The 16,545-nt window shown below is 71.0% G+C and carries 7 protein-coding genes and 8 pseudogenes; 4 read left to right on the top strand and 11 right to left on the bottom strand.

Annotated features, from left to right (window positions below; genetic code table 11):
- Positions 1-212 precede the first annotated feature (212 nt).
- The 3 genes from FF86_RS24615 to FF86_RS34340 all read right to left on the bottom strand — a co-directional run bounded on the left by FF86_RS24615 (position 213) and on the right by FF86_RS34340 (position 4,456).
- Entirely contained in the window at positions 213-1,010 is a 798-nt protein-coding gene (locus FF86_RS24615) for a FadR/GntR family transcriptional regulator (RefSeq protein WP_044887462.1), read from the bottom strand.
- A 221-nt stretch (positions 1,011-1,231) separates the two neighbouring features.
- Entirely contained in the window at positions 1,232-2,017 is a 786-nt protein-coding gene (locus FF86_RS24610) for an enoyl-CoA hydratase/isomerase family protein (RefSeq protein WP_095212335.1), read from the bottom strand.
- A 2,283-nt stretch (positions 2,018-4,300) separates the two neighbouring features.
- Complete coding sequence (locus tag FF86_RS34340; RefSeq protein ID WP_157866981.1) at positions 4,301-4,456, bottom strand: hypothetical protein; 156 nt, start codon at positions 4,454-4,456, stop codon at positions 4,301-4,303.
- Between the two features lie 532 nt (positions 4,457-4,988).
- Here FF86_RS34340 and FF86_RS24605 point away from each other — a divergent pair.
- Positions 4,989-5,456: a LuxR C-terminal-related transcriptional regulator gene (locus tag FF86_RS24605; protein WP_044887463.1), complete on the top strand. Its 468-nt coding sequence runs from the start codon at positions 4,989-4,991 to the stop codon at positions 5,454-5,456.
- 372 nt (positions 5,457-5,828) lie between these two features.
- On the opposite strand, the gene FF86_RS24600 is transcribed toward FF86_RS24605, so the two are convergent.
- The 6 genes and pseudogenes from FF86_RS24600 to FF86_RS63095 form a co-directional block, all read right to left on the bottom strand.
- Positions 5,829-7,112 carry an ABC transporter substrate-binding protein gene (locus FF86_RS24600; RefSeq protein WP_095212334.1) on the bottom strand — a complete coding sequence of 428 codons (1,284 nt, stop codon included), beginning with the start codon at positions 7,110-7,112 and terminating at the stop codon, positions 5,829-5,831.
- Positions 7,113-7,444: 332 nt separating this feature from the next.
- Positions 7,445-8,173, bottom strand: a complete 729-nt coding sequence (locus FF86_RS24595) for an ABC transporter ATP-binding protein (protein WP_044887465.1) — start codon at positions 8,171-8,173, stop codon at positions 7,445-7,447.
- 128 nt (positions 8,174-8,301) lie between these two features.
- Positions 8,302-9,917: pseudogene (locus FF86_RS57060) on the bottom strand (branched-chain amino acid ABC transporter ATP-binding protein/permease); the annotation flags it as partial.
- Between the two features lies 1 nt (position 9,918).
- Positions 9,919-11,241: pseudogene (locus tag FF86_RS57055) on the bottom strand (ABC transporter); the annotation flags it as partial.
- 451 nt (positions 11,242-11,692) lie between these two features.
- Positions 11,693-12,808: pseudogene (locus tag FF86_RS24585) on the bottom strand (acyl dehydratase); the annotation flags it as partial.
- A gap of 1 nt (position 12,809) precedes the next feature.
- Positions 12,810-13,014 (bottom strand): annotated as a pseudogene (locus FF86_RS63095) (acyl dehydratase); the annotation flags it as partial.
- A gap of 430 nt (positions 13,015-13,444) precedes the next feature.
- Here FF86_RS63095 and FF86_RS57045 point away from each other — a divergent pair.
- Positions 13,445-14,112, top strand: a pseudogene (locus FF86_RS57045) (ABC transporter substrate-binding protein); the annotation flags it as partial.
- A gap of 1 nt (position 14,113) precedes the next feature.
- Positions 14,114-14,572 (top strand): annotated as a pseudogene (locus FF86_RS57040) (ABC transporter substrate-binding protein); the annotation flags it as partial.
- Positions 14,573-14,661: 89 nt separating this feature from the next.
- Here the strand turns inward: FF86_RS57040 and FF86_RS68190 are convergent.
- Positions 14,662-15,326, bottom strand: a pseudogene (locus tag FF86_RS68190) (TetR/AcrR family transcriptional regulator); the annotation flags it as partial.
- 1 nt (position 15,327) lies between these two features.
- On the bottom strand, positions 15,328-15,378 hold a 51-nt coding region (locus FF86_RS68185), incomplete at its 3' end, for a hypothetical protein (protein WP_396230065.1).
- Positions 15,379-15,639: 261 nt separating this feature from the next.
- Between FF86_RS68185 and FF86_RS24570 the strand changes: the two are divergent.
- Positions 15,640-16,409 (top strand): annotated as a pseudogene (locus FF86_RS24570) (SDR family NAD(P)-dependent oxidoreductase); the annotation flags it as partial.
- Between the last annotated feature and the right edge of the window lie 136 nt (positions 16,410-16,545).

Here is a 16,545-nt window from a genome sequence, read left to right as displayed (position 1 = left end):
CCGCAGTCCCACCTTTGCGCCGCCCTCCCCGCGCATCGACGCCCGGCCCACGGCCGCGCGTTGGGCGGGCCGGGAAACCGATGCTCCGGCCCGCCCGGGTAATCCTCCCCCGGCGCACCGCTGGGCACACTTTGGGCTCCGCATCCGATCGGCCCGCCCGGCCAGGGCGCTCGCGCCGGCGGGACCGGGGATGGGCCCCGCTGCGCGCGGGGCTACTCGAGGATGTCGATGACGCCGGCCGCGTCGAACCCGCGCAGCAGCGACTCGTTGGCGGAGATCAGGTGGCGCCGCCAGAACCGCTCCGCCTCGTCCGCCTCGCCGGCCCGGACCAGGCTGATCAGCTTCTCGTAGGCCCGGACCGCCCGGCGGTACTGCAACTGCACCTCGTCCGGCTCGGACTCGTAGTGCGTCCTCGTCGCGGTCGCCATGTGCCGCGCGAGAATCTCCTGGATCATGCCGGCCGTGACCACGAGCGCGCGGTTGCCGGACTGCTCGACGACGACCTCGTGGAACCGGGCGAAGCCCGCCCCGACAGCGGCACCGCTCACGTCCTGGGCCAGCTTGGCGGTCAGTTCGTCGAGCGCCGCGACGAGCGCCTCGATCGCGTCGTCGGAACCCCGGTCGGCGACCAGCCACGCGGCCAGCGGTTCGATCCCGAGGCGCGCGATGAGCACCTCACCGAGGGTGGTGCCCGCGACGGCGAGCAGTAGCCCGGCCGGGCGGGCGACCATCTCGGGGCCCGGTACCCGGATGCGGGCGCCGGTGCGGGAGCCGCGGCGGACCTCGACGAGGGACTCGGCCTCCAGCACCCGCACGGCCTCGCGCAGCGTCGGGCGGGAGACCCCGAAGTGGGCCATGAGTTCGGCCTCGCGGGGGAGATAGTCGCCGTCGCGCAGTTCCCCGGTGACGATCATCCGCCGGAGCCTGCGGGTGAGCAGCTCGGCTGTCTTCGGGGACCGCACGTCCGCCCCGGACCGACCCTCCGGCAGAGAGAAGACCGGCGCGGCCATGGGATCGACTCCTCGCGTTGCATGGAATGTCGGACGCTGCGAACCACCGCCGCGATCCCGGTCAGGGCCGCGGGATCACGGCTCCGCGTCCATGCTACTACAGAGTAAACCTAGTTAGCTTTGAGGTGATTGCGGCCCCGGTAACCCGTGATGCGCGCCCGGTCGCAAAACGATACCTGCCGGATCGGACCGGGCGGCGGGCGCGCCTGGCGACGTGACCATTACCGCACCTCATACCCGCCGCGGGTCGCCGGCTGGGTGCGTGACGTGCCCGGTGGGGTCGCGACCTGCACGTAGAGCAGGCCGGTGCGCAGGGCCTGCGTCCGCGTGGAGTCCAGGGACTCCCAGATCGCCCGCACGGTCTGCTGGACCGCCACGGTCGGGTGGCGGGCGATGCGCTCCGCGATGTCCTGCGCCCGCGACCACAGCCGGTCACGGGGGACGACCTCGCTGACGAAACCGATCTCGTGGGCACGCCTGGCCGACATCCGTTCGTCGTTACCGAGCAGCGCCATGCGCAGCACCTCGCCGATCGGGATACGGCGGGCCAGCCCGATCGGCTCCAACGCCGCGGTCATGCCGAAGGTGACGTGCGGGTCGAAGAAGGTCGCGTCCTCACCGGCGATGATGATGTCGGCCTCGTTCAGCCAGTACAGCGCCCCACCCGCGGCCATGCCGTGCACCGCGCACACGAGCGGCTTCCAGCACTGGTTGAACTTCGGGGAGAGGTAGGCGGCCGGGTCCACCTGCTTGAGGGGCTCCTTCGCGAGGTCGTAGCCCTCGACCACGTCGACGCCGGTGCTGAAGGCGCGCTCGCCCTGCGCCCGCAGGACGACGACATGTACGTCGTCGGTGACGGCGGCGAAGTCCCAGATCGCCCGGAAGTCGTCCAGCACCTCCTGGTTGAACGAGTTGAGCCGGTCGGGCCGGTTGAGCGTGAGGGTGAGAACGTGATCATCACCCAGCGTGGCGAGGACGCTCGTCAGCGCGGGTACCTCGGCTGGCATCTCGTTGCCTCCTCGTCATCGGGGTGGCCGTAGGACCCCCGACCCGGCCCGGCCGGCACGGCGAGGACGTAGCCGGGTTGGGCAGCACACCCTCCGACATCTCTAACTTAGTGCACGAGGATAGCCCACCAGGCCGTCTCCGCGCCACGGACGCACAGGGACCCGAGCGGCCGACCCGAGCAACGCGGTCGATCNTGCCGACTCCGCCGTCCACCCCGCCCACCCGGACCGTTCCCGAGCCACCCCGACCCGAGCCCGGGACCGCCCCCGCGCACCACAACCGGCCGCGCGCCGAACTCCCCTCAGGCCGGAGCTCATGGTGCGTGCCCACCGGGATCGGCGGCGTCATCGAGGCCATCACCCGGCCATTCGATGCCCCGGACAAAGCGCGCGTCGGCGCCGCGGCGTCACGCCGGGCACCCACTTCCCGCGATGCACACAAGACCGACGATCATGNGGTCCGCGTCCCTGGGCCCACCATCGTCCGTGTCTCGACCGACGTGACCACACAATCACAAGGAGGGGACAACCCAGTGACACCACGCGTCGCACCGCCGACCCGGGAACACCCCGGATTGCGGGCCCCACTATCGCCGCATGCGCCGATTCCACCCGTCGAACCGATCTCCGCCCCACTCGACGCCGAATTCTCGACGTCGCCCCACCCGGAACGCGACAGACACTCAGACAGACCCCGGATCGAACCTCCACACCCGCCGGACCACCTCCCGGAAGATGATGGTCGAAAGGTCGCTGACCAGCACGGCGACAAACTCCGGGGGCAGCGGCGGGACCCGCCACGACGGGGGGGNGAATGCGGGCGCCACCGCCGGGTTGATCAGGCCGCCGCGCACACCATCGCGACCCGGCGGCGAACCGACGGACATCCCACTGCCGGACGGGGAGGACGGAACACGAGCCGCCGGCTGGCCCCGTTGATTCCCACGAGCGCGCGGCGCCAGGACAGCCGGAAAGGTCGACCTGACCTCTCTGGACGGCACGGACGTCCGAGACACGGCGTCGGACGACGGGTGCCGACACGGCGAGCGTTCCCAGGACCACCGCGGGACCGCGCCGAGCCCTCCACCACGGTTGACAGCCGCGCCGCCGCCGGCCCGGCGGCCCCCCTGCCATGTCCCTGACCAGCGAAGATGCGCAACGGAGCCCGTCGTGTTCCCGGTCCGCCGGCGTTGGGTCGGCGTCGTTGAACTCGGCTCCCGGCCAGCCGCCCGGTCCTGGTGCGCCTCGCCGATCCACCTGCGGGCACGGCCCCGCCAGCCGGCGTCGGACCGGGGGCCGCTGAACCCGCGAAAGTCGTCGACCTGCGGCGGCAACGCACGGGCCAGGTCGTCCCGCGCAGCTCTGAACCCGTGTCCCGACGTCCCGGAGAACCTGCGCAGCCGCCTGCCGTGGCGGCGAGAGACGTTTTTCCGGCCGGGGCCGGGGGCAACCTGACCGCATCACCGCGACCCGCATTCAACAGCCGATCTGCCGGTTCCTGAACAGCGGCGGTTCCAGCGGTGGACAAACTCGAGACGATCGGCCTCGCGAATCATCCGAGAAAAACACGTGAGCCAACCACGAGGCAAGTACGAAAACATGCACGGGCCGTGCCAACCCGCCACCCGAGGCGGGCCATGAACTCGGCCCCGGATGATGTCGTCGGCGACCGGTCGACGGTCACGCAAAGCTAATCCGTGCTCCTTTTTCCGCCGATTTCGGTACGTCGTTCTGCGCGGTTTCAGGACGGCAATATATCCGAGCTGACGGCCCAGGTCGAATTCAGGAACCATCTCCCTGTCCTGAACCGTGCGGGCGAATCTCGACGGCCCGCATGGGCGTCGACTTCGGCCGACACGGAAATTCTCCACCTCGGTGGACGGGTGTCGATCCCACTGCTGGCCGACAACCGAGAGGATCCGGCGATGCCGGGCCGCAACATTGATCTGCGCACGCGAGGCAAGGCGGGGGTGAAGGCCCGGCGAAAGGGCATCTGCAACGATCCTGCAATCGTCCGCGAAGGGCGGGCCGGCGACGTCGACCGCGGGCTCGGCAAGCCGCCCGCCGGGTCGAACGCGAGGCCGGGGGCCACCGGGCCCCCGCTCCACCGGCGGCGAGCACGGACCGCCCGGGCAGGAGGCGGGCGGGCGGACAGCCGTGCTCGTCGCGCTGTCGGCCGGCCGGGCTCCGGCCGGGCATCCGCCTGCCGGCCGCCTTGATCGGCGGTCGGGGACGCTGAAGTTGGCCGGGTGGGGAGCATCGAACACCTGGATGTGCTACGAACTACGCACCCGAGCGGACCGCGGCCGCGTAGTAGATGTCGCCGTAACCGCCGCGGTCCGGATGGCGGAGTTCGGGGATCTCCCCGAAGATCAGGACTGCGGCCAGTGCCACCCATTCCAGGGGTGGCAGCAGGCGGATTCCCGTGCATCCGCCCACCTCGACCGCCCCCGGGCCGCCTAATAAACACGGGGGCTCATCGGATAACCTGGCAGAGCAGTTTTCGTCGCCGGCCATCGCGCCGGCAACCCGCCCGTCCAGGTGGCCCCATGAATCTCCTTCCGTACCCCCCGCAAACCGATGGGACGTGCGACCGGCGGCTCGATCAGCCGCAGCGGGCGGACCCCCGTTCGGGGGAGGGGATCAGGATCCTCATTGGGGCTCACCGACGCCACGAGAGTCAGTTCTCGCACATCGGAGCGGGCGGCATTGACGGCATGGGCGGGCGGCGGGATAACCTTTTCGATGTAGCCGACAGTGGGGCCGGCGAAGGCATGCCGAGCCCGGAGGGAGTTGGTGTGGCGGCGCGCCACTTCACCCGGGGTCGGGCCATGCATGGCCACCCACAAAGGTGGTGTACGGCTGATCCCCTGCCCGACCCTCGGATGAATCTGCCGGACTGCCGGCGATGAGCCGGTGATCCTCATCCGGAGTGGTCGGGTAAACCGGAGTGGACAGGGAGAGGAGCACGATGGGCCCAGTGGTTTCGGACTCGTCCGCTGTGCAGGTGCGCCTGCACCGGACGATGACCGCCGCCGGCTTCGACCGAGCGTCGGGTCCGTTCTCCGCCGACAACCAACCGACCGACGTGCGGACCCAGCGGGAACGGGTTCGCCTGGCCCAGATCGAGCTGCTGGAGCTCAGCGCGCAGCTCACGACACCCCACCTGCGACGCCAGATCCTGCGCATCTACTCACTGCTACGCAGCGAGCCGGTGGTGCAGAGCCCGGCGAAGCCACCGCCCTTCCGCCTCACCCTGCGTGAGATGGAGGTGCTCACTCTGGTGGCCACGGGGTGCTCCAACGTCGAGGCGGCTGAGCAGCTCACCATCCGGGCCGAGACGGTCAAGACCTACATGCGCAGCATCATGCGCAAGATGGGCGTCCGGAACCGGACCGCGGCGGTGCACACCGCCCGGCAGATCGGCCTACTGGACTGAACGGACGCCGATCGGGTCGGCATGGCGGCTCACTCCCACCGCCGACGCCGCCCCAGCACCGCACCACCGACACCCACACCACCAACACCCGTAACACCGACACCCGCAACACCGACACCCGCAACACTGGCACCACAGTGCCGCAAGCAGCACCGGCGCTGTCAGGCGCCACCACCGACGGGCCACCGCAGCCACCGCCCGGCACTGCTCCCTCCGGGCCCTGCCGCGATCCGTCGGCCCGCTCCGGCACTCCCTCCATGCCGGATCGCGACCACTCCGGAACCTGAAAAAGGGCTCGGATCGGACGTCATCGTCCGATCCGAGCCCCGGTCGTCGGTGCCCGGATGGCACCGTCGGGTATGACGGATCTGCCTAGCCGGCGGCGAACAGGCTCGCCGCGTCGACCGTCCGGACGTCAGTCGCCCTGGTGCCCTTGAGGGTCGCCTCGACGGAGCTGGCCGAGCACAGCGCTTTCAGGCTCGGGATGGCACTGCCGTCGCAGGAGAACGTCAGCCCGTGACCGGCGGGCATCGCGATGTTCCTGGCCGTCTTCAGGGTGGAGGTCACCGAGGCCGGGGTGACGTCGCCGCTGATGCCCTTGAGCGCCCGTGCGAGGCCGAGGACCGTCTGGTAGCCGGTGACCGCATAGCCGTCGGTCTGCGTCTTCGGCGTGTACCTGGCCATCACCGTGCGGTACAGCTTCGCCTCCGTGTCGTCGGAGTCGGTGTCCGACGGGGTGAACAGGATCGAGCCGTCGAGTTGGCCCGGCGCCGCGTCGTCGACGGTCTTCGACACACACGGCTGGATCACGAACTTCGGCTGGGTCGCACCCACGGCCTGGAAGGCCTTGAACACCGAGGTGCAGTGGGTGGCGTCGCCGACGAGGGCGAGCGCGTCCGGCTTCTTGCCGATCGCCGAGGTCACCTGGGAGGTGGCGTCGGCCGTGCCCCGCGGGATGGAGATGACGTCCAGGTCCACGCCGGACTTCTGGAACACCGGCTTGCCCAGGGCGTTCGCCCCGGTGATCGCGGCCGGCACGTCCGTGACGAACAGCGCCACCCGCTTGTAGCCCTTCTCCTTCGCGTAGCTCGCCATCGTGCCCAGCGTGGCGGGGAAGGCTCCGGTCCAGGAGAACACGCCATCGGTGGCGAACTCGGAGCCGGCGGTCGCGGTGCCCGTGACATACGGGATCTTCGCCCCGGCGATGATCGGCACGAGGGTGTCGCCGAAGCCGGTGGTTCCGGTGCCGACCGCGGTGACCTTCTGCTCGACCATCTCGTTGGCGCAGGTCCGGGCGGAGGCCGCGTCCTCCTGCGACTTGCAGACGACGAGCTGGATGGGCCGCCCGCCGATGCCGCCGAGGTAGTCGTTGGCGTAGGCGGTGGCCGCCTGGGCGCCCTCGCGGACCTCGGGCAGGGACACCGCGCTGCCGCCCTCCGCGGTGATGAAACCGATCTTCACCGGCGCACCCGCCGCCTTCGTACCCGGCGGGAGCGTCGCGGTCGACGCGGTGGGGCCGGACGAGCTGCCCGCGTCGCCGCCGCCGCTCCCGCTGCCGCAGGCCGCCGGAAGTAAGGCCAGGCCGAGGACCAAGAACGCCGATCCCGCCCGCACGCCGCGGCGTCCGCCGTGCCAGTACCCGTTCCTCGCGCCCACTGTTCCTCCCTCTCACCGTCCGGCCGTCCCGCAGATGGCGGGGTATCCCCGCCGGTCGGGCGGCCCGGCCGATCGCCGGGTGCCCCTCGCCGGCGCGACGACCGCAGACCCCACAAGAATTCCTAAGATGACTTAGTGCACTATGTTAGTGATCACGCGGTTCGTCAAGCAAACCGAGTTCGTGGGCGCGGCCTTCACCCGGAGACGGCTCTCCGGTGGGTACGGCCGCAGGCGCCGNAACGGGCCAGCAGACGCCGAGATGTGTTGCCGAACGGCCAGGACGGTGAAAGCCGGGCCGGGGCCGGGGACGCGACGAAGGCGATTCGCCACGCTCAGGCGGCTGTCTCCCGCGGGGCGTGCCGCTCGCTGAGGTAGGCCCGTTCCAGCAGCTCGGGCTTCGCCCGCAGCTCGGCCGCCGGCCCGGACAGCACCTCCTCGCCGTGGGCGAGCACGATCGCGTGGTCGGCGATGCCCATGACGAGGTGCACGTGCTGCTCGACGAGCACCACCGCCGCCGACGTGTCCGTGGCCACCGCCCGCACGACCGGCAGGAGCTCCTGCACGATCACCGGGGCGAGACCCATGCTGAGCTCGTCGATCAGCAGGATGCGCGGGCGCTGCACGAGCGCCCGCCCGATGGCGAGCATCTGCTGCTCCCCGCCGGAGAGCATCCCAGCCCGGACATCGAGCCGCTTGCGCAGCGCCGGGAAGTAGTCCAGCACCTCGTCGACGCTCAGCCCGCCCTTGACCCGCCCGAGCTGGAGGTTCTCCCGGGAAGTCAACGTGGTGAACAGGGACCGGTCGTCGGGCACGAGCACCACGCCGAGCCTGGACAGCGCCCGCGGGCTGGCCCGGTTCACGCCCTGCCCGTGCACGGCTACCTCGCCGCCGAGCGTGGGCAGCAGCCCGGCGAGCGTCAGCAGGACCGTGGTCTTGCCGGCGCCGTTCGGCCCGAGCAGGGCGACGACCTCGCCCTCACGCAGCGTCAGATCGAAGCCGCGCACCACCGGTACCCGGTCGTATCCCGCGTTCAGCCCGCGGGTCTGCAGCAGGACGCTCAACCGACGCTCTCCTTCTCCAGCGATGCGGACGGTCCGGGCGGAGTCGCCGTGGTGGAAGCAGTGGTGGAAGCAGTGGTGCCGGTGCCGGTGCCGGCCTGGGCCTCGGCGTCGGCGTTCACTCCGGCGTNGGCGTCGGCGTCGGCGTCGGCGGAATCGGCGGTCACGGGGGCTCCGGCTGCCGCGGGGGTTGCCGCCGCGGGGTCGGCGACCACGGAACCGGCGACCGCTCCGGCCGGCACCGAGGGCTGCGACGCGACGGGGGTGCTGCCGAGGTAGGCCTCGGTGACCGCCGGATGGTTCTTGATCTCCTCAGGCGAGCCGCTGGCGATCACCGCGCCGAGGGCGAGCACGACGATCCGGTCGCAGACGCCGAGCACGAGGTTCATGTCGTGGTCGACGAGCACGATCGTCACCCCGGTGCGGGCCACCTCCCGCAGCCGCTCGCCGAGCCAGAGACTCTCGGTGCTGTCCAGGCCACCGGCCGGTTCGTCGAGCAGGAGCACCCGCGGCCGGCCGGCGAGCGCCCGGGCGATCGAGACGAGCTGGCGGTGACCCTGCGACAGCTCGCGGACGGGGCGGTCGCGGACCTCGTGGAGCTGCAACGCGCGGTAGAGCCGGTCGAGATGGTCGGCGTGATCGGCGGGTAGCCGGCCACCGCCGCCGCGGGCCGCGGCCTCGCCGACGGAGACGTTCTCGGCGACCGAGAGGTCCTCGTACAGCTCGATGCCCTGGAAGGTGCGGCCCAGGCCCCGGCGGATCCGGTGGTGCGGCTTGAGCCCGTCGAGCCGGTAGCCCTCGAACTCGACCTCGCCGGTGGCGGTGATGAAGCCGCTGATCGCGTCGATCAGGGTGGTCTTACCCGCGCCGTTGGGGCCGATCAGACCGATGACCTGGCCGTGGCCGAAGTCGAGGCTGACGTCCTGCACGGCCCGCACGCCGCCGTACTGCACCCCGACTCCGCGCAGGGTGAGCAGGATCCGCTCGGCGTCGGCGGTCGCCGCCGCCGCGACGGCATCGGCCGCGACCGGCACCGACCCGGAAGCCGGCACCGACCCGGAGACCGGGGCCGGCTCGGAGACCGCGGCCGGCTCGGAGACCGCGGCCGGCTCGGCGGGGATGGTCGGCGGGATGGCGTCGGCGGTGGGCAGGACCGGCGGCTCGGCGCGCAGCCGCTTCGCCCGCTGACCTGACCACCAGGCGTGGACGGGGCCGACGGCGCCCTCCGGGTTGAGCAGCACGGACAGGACCAGGGCCAGACCCGTGATGACCTGGTACCAGCTACCGAGATCGACCGCCTTGTCCAGCGCGACGAACAACAGCCCGCCCGCGCCGAGGACGCCGGCGAGCAGACCGCCGGAGACCGAGGTGATCCCGGCGAGGTAGGCGGTGGCGAACAGGGCCAGACCACCGACGACGGAGAAGGACTCCGCGTCCACGAGGGTCTGCTGGTAGGCCATCAGCGCGCCGCCGAGGCCGGCGATGAACGACCCGATCGCGAAGGCGGCGATCTTGATCCGGGCGACGTCGATGCCGGCGGCCGCCGCCGAGCGCTCGTTGGCGCGCACGGCGAGCATGGCCGCGCCGAGGCGGCTGCGCCGCAGCTCCGCGACGGCCAGCGCGACGAGGATGAGGACCACCAGGCAGAGCAGGCCGAACTGGATGCGGGGGTAGTTCTCGCCCGCGCCGATGCGCAGGTTGAGCCCCCACAGCTTCGGGTCGGCGACCTTCGCGCCGCCGGTCCCGCNGTTGACGTCCGGGTTGCGGAACCAGATCGACTCGACCGCCATCCCGAGGGCGAGTGTCACCACGGCGACCGGAAGGCCGCGGATGCGCAGCGCGGGCAGGCCGACGACGACCCCGATGATCATCGCACCGAGCGCGGCGAGCAACGGGGCGACGGGGAACGGAATGTTCCAGTCGGTCGTCATCCGGCTGACGAGGAAGCCGCCGACCCCGGCGAGGGTGAGCTGCGCGAGCGAGACCTGGCCGGCGTACCCGGTGACGACCACCAACGACAGCGTGACGATGCCGAGCAGCATCGAGGTGACGACCGCGGCCCGCATCGAGCCCGAGGTGACGACCAGCAGCACGACCGCGACGACGGCCGGGATGACGACGTTCAGCAGCCGGTGGCGCGGCCGGGGCGCCTGGCCGAGGTTGGCGCGAATGAGCATGCCGCGCGTCGGCAGCGGCCGGCCGCGCAGGACCAGGTACGCCAGGATGACGACGAGCGGGACGAGCTGGCCCAGGCCCTGCTGCGGCAGCCAGGAGTGCTGGGACTGCAGGTACTGCAGCTCGGACTGCACCATCCCGATGAGCAGGCCGGCGCCGACGGCGAGGCCCAGGGAGTTGAAGCCGGCGACCAGGGCGGCGGCGAGCGCCGGCACGATGAACAGGGTGTAGGAGACCGGGATGAGCGGCACGATCGGTGAGATCAGGATGCCGGACAGGCCGGCGACCACCGCACCGATGGCCCAGTTCGCCAGCGCGATGCGGTCCGGCGACAGGCCGGTGACCAGCGCGCCCTTCTCCGTCTCGGCGGCGGCCCGGGTGGCCAGGCCGAAGCGGGTGAAGCGGAACACGCCGGCGAGGGCGAGCGCGAGGACGACGATCGTCAGGGCGAACCACAGCTTGTCGCCCTGGATGCGCAGGTCGCCGATCGTGTAGCTGTCGCTGGGCAGGATCCGCTTCACCGACACGGGCGTCGTGCCGACCCGCTGGGCGAGCAGCGCCTGGAAGACGATGAGCAGACCGATCGAGGCGACCGCCTTGGCGACCGGCGGCGCGGTGCGCAGCCACCGAAACACCAGCACGTAGAGCAGGACCCCGAGCAACGCGGCGATGACCAGCGAGACGCCCAGGGCGGGCCACAGGCCCCAGTCGGAGCCGACGGAGACGGTCTTCGGTAAGCCGGGGATCGGCAGCAGCAGTTCACCCCTGCGCAGGAACGCATACGTGTACGCGGTGTACAGGGCGATGGCGCCGGTGGCGAAGTTGACCACACCCGAACTGCGATACGTGACCACCAGGCCGAGCGCGAGCGCCCCGAAGACGGCTCCGCTCCCCAGNCCGAGTAGCAGGAAGACTATGTGTTGAGTCATCGCGGGCGATGTCTCCCCTCACCCTCCGTCGGCACAGCCGCGAAGTGATCGAGNGCAGGTGGGTCCGGGCGGCCTGACGCGCCGACCCCGACGCCGCGGGACGGACCGCCGGGTGCGGGTGGCCTACCGGTTCGGTCAGGGGGGCGCGACGATCCGAGCGGGACGGGTCAGCCCTTCGGCACGTCGGGGCTCGACGCATCCGGTCGACGACCGGTGAGACGTGCGGCACACCGCTATCTTTGTAAACTAGGTGGTCGACCTGGTCAAGCGGTGATCCGTTGTGCCACGCCCGCCCGGGGGCCCAGGACCGGAGCGAGGCAGGGGCAACCGGCCCCGAAACGGCGAACGTCCCCGGCGGGCGAAGGACCAGCCTTCGCCCGCCGGGGACGTCTCACGGTGCGGGGAACGTCAGGATTCNGCGGCCGCCTCCGCCGCGATGCGGTCCATCTCGTGGCGGACGATGCCCTCGGCCGAGTCGGCCGGCGGGGTGGGCAGGACGACCTGGCCACCCGTCCGGCTCGGCAGCAGCACCACCGCCTTCGCCGGCGACGTCGTCACCCCCCGCTGGTTCTCCGCCCACACCTCGATCTCGACCTCGTTGCGGATCCCCCCCTCGTTGCGGATCCCCCCCTCGCCGCGGATCCCCCCCTCGCCGCGGGCCTCGGACCCGTCTGGCCCGGACACCTGCCGCTTGTCCGTCACCCGCCCCTTCAACCAGGTCGTGTCCCCCACGAAGTTGAACCGGCGGTGCTGCACCGAAAGCTTCCACAGCCAGCCCTCGTCGCCGATCCAGTCCGTCAGCAGATGACACAGCCACGTCTCCCGCATGGCGCCGTAGTCGTACGACGTCGGCAACCCCAGTTCCTGCGCCCGCGCCGGTTCCCAGTGCAACCGCTGGACCGTGTCCGGAATGTTCAGGGCGTTCGCCGGATACAGCCCCGGGGCCTTCGCCCGCACCCGGTGGGCCAACCGGAACGCACCCGGCGGAGTGAGCTGCATTCCCCAGCCCAGGTGCCACACCACCACATCCGTCGTCGTCAACGGACCCTTCACCTTCGTCGGCAGCTCCTCCCCCACCACCACGTCCTCGAAATACCGCGGCTGCCCACCCCGCCGCGACTCCGCCGCGTACAGGGCGTCGATCTCCGCCAACTGCTCCGCCGAGTACGGCTCCGGCAGATCGTGCTCCTTCTTGCGCTCCCGCGACGTGTGCCGCTCCGCGTTGATCCAGGTGCCGCGCTGCAGGCAGGTGGGCTCGCCGTGCTGGTTGGCGAAGATGAAGTCGTGGGTGACGTGCGCGGTGCGCCCCCCGAAGGAGCTGGGCTTCGCCACCACCCCGACCTGGGTACGCAGGCAACGCGCCCGGTCACCGAGGGCGAACGGCCGCCACCACTCGAACTCCATCACCGCCTGGTAGGAACCCAGGCCCGCGAACGGATCGCCCTTGAGCAACGCCTTCGTCTCCGGGTCGGGCCTGGGCGCCGCGTCCTCACCCACCGTGTACAGGAAGGTCGGCGGCGCGATGAGCGTCCCCNACCGGGTGCCCTTGCCGTAGTCCGGATCGCAGTACAGCGGGTTGTCGTCCCCGTAGCCGTAGGCGAAGTGCCGGGAGGCGTCCCAGGTCACCTCGTAGTTGTGCGGCGGGTTCGGCAGGGGCTGCGGAACCCCGATCCGCCTGCGCGACCGCTCGAAGGCCGCGTCCGTCAGGACACCGAAGCGCTCAGCACTCTCATCCACCACCTAGTTATAACAGATAACTATGTCCACGTCCCCCTCTCCCGCGGAGTCCCAGCGACACCGGGGACGACCCCTCCGGCCCGGTCAACGCGCTCCCGGGGCGGCGCACATCCCAAGGAAGGCGCATCGAGGCCACTCCCTGCCCGGCGAGGCTCGGCTGGAGCTCGCATCCCGACAGTCGGGGCATGACTGCCCGGCATAGGACGACTGTTGCCGCACGGTCGATCGAGGTTTACTAAGTTATCCATGTCATGACGGATCTTCCGGCCTCGCGGATCGCTCCACTCGCCGGGCGGCCCCGATGCGGCGAGGCATGACAGGGGAACGACCTCGCGCACCCGATCGCCGAGCACCAGAGTCGGCGCGGCCATCGACTTGAGGGGACTCTGTGTCTTCATCCCGCAAGGGCCGCTTAGGCGTGGCCGCCGCCATCATGGGCCTGCTGGTGGCGGGCGTCGGATGCTCGACGGCGGGCCCACCGGACGCCGACGGTCCCTGTAACTCCCCCGGAGTTTCGAAAGACCAGATCAAGCTGGGTTTCATCTATCCGGACACCGGGGTCGGATCGGCAGTTTTCGCCGCGGCCCGCGCGGGCGTCGACGCCCGGCTGGGACTCGCGAACGCCGAGGGCGGGGTGAACGGCCGCCGCATCACCTACGAATGGCGCGACGACGAGGCGAACCCGGACACGAACGGGCGGGTGGCGCGCGACCTCGTCGAGAACACCGGGGTCTTCGGGTTGATCATATCGTCGGTGGCCGCCTCCGGTAGCGCGAGGTACCTCAACGAGCAGGGCGTTCCCGTCACCGGCCTCGACGCGGAATCGGTCTGGGCGCAGTAACGGAACATGTTCTCCTTCGTCTCTTCGGCGGAGTCCGCGATCGACACGTTCGGCACCTACGTCAGGCAGAGCGGCGGCACGAAGGCCGTCATGCTCATCCAGCCGCTGTCCGGCGCCGTGGCGAGCTTCGGCGACAAGGTCATCCGGAGCATGCGGGCCGCCGGCGTCGAGGCGACCGGGCTCGCCTACACCGAGGGTGTCGACGACCCCGCCACCACCGGCCGCCGGCTCGCCGCCGAGGGGACCGACGTCGTGCTCAGNCTGCTCGACGCCCGCTCCCTCGCCGAGATCCTGGGGGCCATGCGGTCAGCCGGCGCGGCCCCGAAGTCCACCCTGTCGTTCACCGGGTATGACACCGGCCTGTTGCGGCAGCTCGGCCCGGTGATGGCCGGGGTGTCGATCCCGCTGTACTTCCTGCCGTTCGAGGCCGGCGGCCCACCGCTGGAGGAGTACCGCAACGCCGTGCACCGGTACGCGCCCCAGCTCAGCTCGCCCGACCAGGAGTTCGCGCTGCGCTCCTACATCGAGACCGACCTGTTCCTGCGTGGCCTGGCCGACGCCGGCACCTGCCCGACCCGCGCCTCCTTCATCCGCAACCTGCACAACGTCTCGAACTACAACGCCCGCGGGCTGATCGCGCCGATCAGCATCAGGGACGACTTCGGCCGGCAGCAGACCTGCTACGCCTTCGTCCGGGCGAACGCCGCGGCAACCGCCTTCNAGGTGACACAGAAGCAGCTCTGCGGGAAGGTCCTGCCGGACTGACCGCCGGAACGTGGCGATCACCCGCCCGGCTCATGCGCGCAAGGTCATGCGCGCAAGGGCGCGACCGCGCCCATCGCCTCGTCGAGCAGCGCCGCGAGCGACGCCCGGCCGCCGGCGTCACACCACGCACTCTGGGCGGCGTCGAGGCAGGCCAGGGCGGCCGCGACGACCGCGGCAGCACGCCGCTCGACCCCACCGACTCCACCGGCCCGCTCATCGGCACCGGGTGAACCAGTCAGAGGCTCCGCCCTCGCCGACGAATCGAACCCCGCCGACGAATCCGACTCGACCGGCAGATCGGACCCGACCGACGGATCAGACCCGACCGACGGATCAGACCCGACCGACGGGTCAGACCCGAGCGAGGGTTCGGACCGGGCCGGGGCGGCCACGCGGGCGAGGCGATCGATGACCTCGGGGACCAGCAGCTCCCGCCATCGGGACTGCTTCTCCAGGTGCGCGGCCTTGAGCGCCGGGGTCTCGTGCAGCATCCGCAGCAGGACGAACGTGCGCCCCGGATCGAGGCGGTTGCGCTCCTCGATGAGGTCGAAGGCACGGCGCAGCGCCAGCCATGCGCCCTCCTGCGGGGGGCGTCGCCCGACGGCGTCGGCGAGCGCCCGGCCGAACGTCTCGAAGTTGACCAGGATCACCTCTTCCTTCGACGCGAAGTAGCGGAAGAAGCTGCGCTTGGACAGTCCGGCGGCGGAGGNGATCTGGTCGATCGTGGTCGCGTCGTAACCCTGCTCGGCGAACAGGCTCATCGCCACGGTCATGAGCTCGGAGCGCACGGCACGGCGGGTGCGTTCCCGCAGGCCGGGAGGCGACTCCATCATCATCCGCCGATGGTACGCCGTGACCGACCTGTCATCGAGTGACGTTTCCGGCGTACGGTGTTGCGAACAGCGGCCACCGCCGAGACATCAGACCGGGCTGGCCGCGACAAACTCAGCACCCGGGAAGGGAACACCATGAGCAGGATCTGGTTTGTCACCGGAGCGTCCAGAGGCTTCGGCCGCGTGTTNGTGGAGTCCGCGGTGCGGGCCGGCGACCAGGTGGTCGCCACCGCCCGTAAGATCGACGCGGTGGCCGACCTGGCTCAGACCCACGGTGACGCCGTACTGCCGCTCGCGCTGGACGTCACCGACCGGGCCGCCGTGGCGCCGCGGTCAAGGCGGCGATCGCCCACTTCGGGCGGCTCGACATCGTCGTGAACAACGCAGGCTACGGCCACTTCGGCGCGGTCGAGGAACTCACCGAGAGCGACATCCGCGACCAGCTCGAGACGAACTTCTTCGGCGCCCTGTGGGTCACCCAGGCGGTGCTGCCGCAGTTGCGGTCGCAGGGCAGCGGGCACATCATCCAGATCTCCACGATCGGCGGGATCGCCGCCTTCCCGTCCCTCGGCGCCTACCACGCGTCGAAGTGGGCGCTGGAGGGGCTCAGCGAGTCCCTCGCCCAGGAGGTCGCCGCCTTCGGGATCAAGGTCACCCTCGTCGAGCCGGGCGGCTACAGCACCGACTGGGCGGGGTCCTCGGCGGTGCACTCGGCCCCGTCGCCGGCCTACGACAACCTGCGCAAGGCGATGGCCGAGCGGCGCGCCAACGCCGGGTCCGCGATCGGTGACCCAGCAGCGACCGGCGCGGCCCTACTGAAGATTGTCAACGCCGAGAACCCGCCGCTGCGGGTGCTGTTCGGTACCCCGCCCACCCAGATCGTCAAGGCGGTCTACCAGCAGCGGCTGGACACCTGGGCGCAGTGGGAACAGGTCTCGATCGAGGCCCAGGGCAGCTAGCCCCGTGTTTCGCACTTCGGATTCTGCTGCGCCGACCGGCCCCTGTGATCTTGTTTTCGGGTCATGGGGGTTNGGTGGGGTCGATGCCGAGGAGGTCGAGCAGGTGCTGTTGGAGTGGTCCGGGTCTGGGGATGTA

Source organism: Frankia sp. CpI1-P (genome assembly GCF_001421075.1).
GTDB classification, from domain to species: Bacteria; Actinomycetota; Actinomycetes; order Frankiales; family Frankiaceae; genus Frankia; species Frankia torreyi.
Note: the sequence above shows the minus strand (reverse complement) of the source record. Positions and strands in the feature narration are given on the sequence as shown.

Bases quoted from the DNA above. Each gene is read 5' to 3' on its own strand.
- FF86_RS24615 (WP_044887462.1), bottom strand. From the start codon at position 1,010: ATGGCCGCGCCGGTCTTCTCTCTGCCGGAGGGTCGGTCCGGGGCGGAC.
- FF86_RS24605 (WP_044887463.1), top strand. From the start codon at position 4,989: ATGGGCCCAGTGGTTTCGGACTCGTCCGCTGTGCAGGTGCGCCTGCAC.
- FF86_RS24610 (WP_095212335.1), bottom strand. From the start codon at position 2,017: ATGCCAGCCGAGGTACCCGCGCTGACGAGCGTCCTCGCCACGCTGGGT.